At 72.6% G+C, this 2,325-nt stretch carries 3 protein-coding genes; 1 reads left to right on the top strand and 2 read right to left on the bottom strand.

What is annotated here, in order from left to right; all coding sequences use genetic code 11:
• Positions 1-510: deoxyribodipyrimidine photo-lyase (locus C667_RS22270; protein ID WP_039922804.1), on the bottom strand; the 510-nt coding region annotated here is incomplete at its 3' end.
• A gap of 6 nt (positions 511-516) precedes the next feature.
• Positions 517-1,509, bottom strand: coding sequence for an NAD(P)/FAD-dependent oxidoreductase (locus tag C667_RS22265; protein WP_004386048.1), 993 nt, complete (start codon positions 1,507-1,509; stop codon positions 517-519).
• Positions 1,510-1,765: 256 nt separating this feature from the next.
• On the opposite strand from C667_RS22265, the gene C667_RS22260 reads away from it, so the two are divergent.
• Positions 1,766-2,227: a DUF3429 domain-containing protein gene (locus C667_RS22260; RefSeq protein WP_004386046.1), complete on the top strand. Its 462-nt coding sequence runs from the start codon at positions 1,766-1,768 to the stop codon at positions 2,225-2,227.
• The last annotated feature ends 98 nt before the right edge of the window (positions 2,228-2,325 follow it).

Raw genomic sequence — 2,325 nt, 5'->3', positions numbered from 1 at the left:
ACTCTGCCAGCGGTCGCGATCGTCCAGCCGGCGCACCACGCCGAACTGCGCCGGCTCGTGCCAGCGCACGCCGCGCGCCCGGCACCAGCGCGCCACCGCGCGGTCGCGCGCGTAGCACGCGGCGTTGCCGGTCTCCTCGTGCGAATGCAGGGTGTCGAAGGGCGCCACGGCGTGCAGGCGGTCGAGCACCTCGACGGCCTCGCCCACCAGCAGGTGCAGGCGACCGCCGAGGCGGCTCAGCTCGACGTGCAGCTCGCGCGCGCTCTCGAGCATGAACTCGTAGTGCTGGCGTGCGGCGTCGGGCTGCGCCCACAGCGAGGGCTCGACGATCAGCACGCACAGCATCGGCCCTCGCAGCGCCGCCGCGGCGAAGGCGGCGTGATCGGCGAGGCGCAGGTCGCGCTTGAACCAGACCAGGCCGTAGCTCACGGCGCGCGCCTCCGCCTGCGCAGGCAGGCAGGGTTCCTCGCGGGCAAGTCCACGATCGACCCCGGCGTCGCGTTCATGCACGCACGCTCAGCCCGCGGCGAGGCCGTCGAGCACCCGGCGTGCGAGCGCACGCCCGCTCAGCCAGGCGCCCTCGACGCGGCCGCCGTTGGCCCAGTCGCCGCACACGCCCAGGGCCTGTGCGGCGTCCCAGGCGCAGCCGCCGTCGAGCGCCGACTCGGTGATCGCGTAGCGCCAGCGGTGCGCCGCCCAGCCCAGCGGCATGCGCCCGCCGAGCGCCTCGAAGGCGCCCACCAGCGCGAGGGCGACACGCTCGGGCGCATCCTCGATGTGAGCCTCGCTCCACTCCGCGCTGGCGTGCAGCGACCAGGTCTCCAGCCCGCCCCGCCCCGGCTTGGAGCGGTCGCGCGCGATCCAGCGCAGCGGCCCGTGATTGACGAAGGCGGCATCGAAATCCACCTCCAGCGGGGCATCGAAGCGCGCCATCAGCGCCCAGCAGGCCTGCATTCGCGCCGCCCGAGCCGCCGCGGCGAGCGCGGGCGACAAGGGCTGCAGCAGCGGCACCGCCTGCGGCGAGGGCACCGCGAGCAGCACGCCGTCGAAGGCCTCGGGCAGCATCCCGCGCTCGGCGGTGGCGATCTCCCAGCCGTGCGTATAGCGCTGCAGCGCGTTCACCGTGATCTGAACGCGCAGGTCCAGGCCTTGCGCCAGATGGCGGGCGGGCGCGGTCATGCGCGGCGTGCCGACGAAGCGCGCCTCCTCGCCCTGCAGGCCGCGCCGGCCGTCGGCGTCGAACACGGTGATGCGTGCCGGCCACGGCGCCGCCACCCCGGCCGCCTGCCAGGCTGCGAGCTCCTCGATGAACGCCGGGTGGCGCGCGGTGAAGTACTGCGCGCCGTGGTCGCAGGCCCAGCCTTCGCCACGGCGGGTACTGGTGCGACCACCCGGCCCACGACTTTTGTCGAGGACAGTTACACGAACTCCGGCGTCGGCGAGGCTGCGCGCGCAGGCCAGGCCGGCGATCCCGGCGCCGATGATTGCATAGTGTGGATTGGCGTTCATGAGCGATCCGGGAGGAATGAGGGGGGAGTTGTAGAGAAGCCGAATATACTCTTTTTGTCCTGGACAAAACAGGATTCGCTTCATAAGATGAAGTCGATGCACAAGGGCCGGTCCGACTTCGGCATGCGCGGTCGGCGATCCTGCCCAGCAGGCGCGCGGCCCCGCCCGCAGAGCCGACACCGAACTCCGCCGCACCCATCCTCCACGCCTCTTCCTGCCACGCTCCTCCGAACTCCACCCTCCGCGAGCCGCGACCATGAACGCCCTGCTTCCCGACTCCGTCCGCCGCACCGCCAACCGGCTCGGCTACGCCGGCCTGATCCCCTTCGTGGTGCTCGCCCCTGCCAGCCTGCTCGACGCCCACCACGGCATCACCTGGAGCGACGCGCTGTTCGCCTATGGCGCGGTGATCCTCAGCTTCGTGTGCGCGCTGCACTGGGGCTTCGCCATGGCGCTGCCCGGGCTGGACGAACGCACTCGCGTGCGCAGCCTGCTGTGGAGCGTGGTGCCCTCGCTGATCGCCTGGCCGGCGCTGCTGCTGGTGCCCTCCGACGCCGCGGTGCTGCTGGTGCTCGGCTTCGTGCTGCACTACGTGCAGGATCGCCGCCTGGCGCGCGTGGCCGACCTGCCCGGGTGGTATCTGCCGCTGCGCCTGCGCCTCACCACCGTCGCCTGCATCGCCCTGATCGCCGGCGCCTTCGTGCAGTGGCCGTACTGAAGACCACGCACGAGCTGCCGAGCCCGCCCCGAACGCCCACCGAGGAACACGCCATGAACACCGCCGCCAGCGCCATCGACCCGAACCACCCCGTCGCG

This window comes from Thauera phenylacetica B4P, from assembly GCF_000310225.1.
In the GTDB taxonomy this organism is placed as follows: Bacteria; Pseudomonadota; Gammaproteobacteria; order Burkholderiales; family Rhodocyclaceae; genus Thauera; species Thauera phenylacetica.
This window is presented reverse-complemented; position numbering and strand designations above follow the sequence as displayed.

Excerpts from the sequence above, each read along its gene's own strand:
- C667_RS22260 (WP_004386046.1), top strand. The coding sequence starts at position 1,766 with ATGAACGCCCTGCTTCCCGACTCCGTCCGCCGCACCGCCAACCGGCTC.
- C667_RS22265 (WP_004386048.1), bottom strand. The coding sequence starts at position 1,509 with ATGAACGCCAATCCACACTATGCAATCATCGGCGCCGGGATCGCCGGC.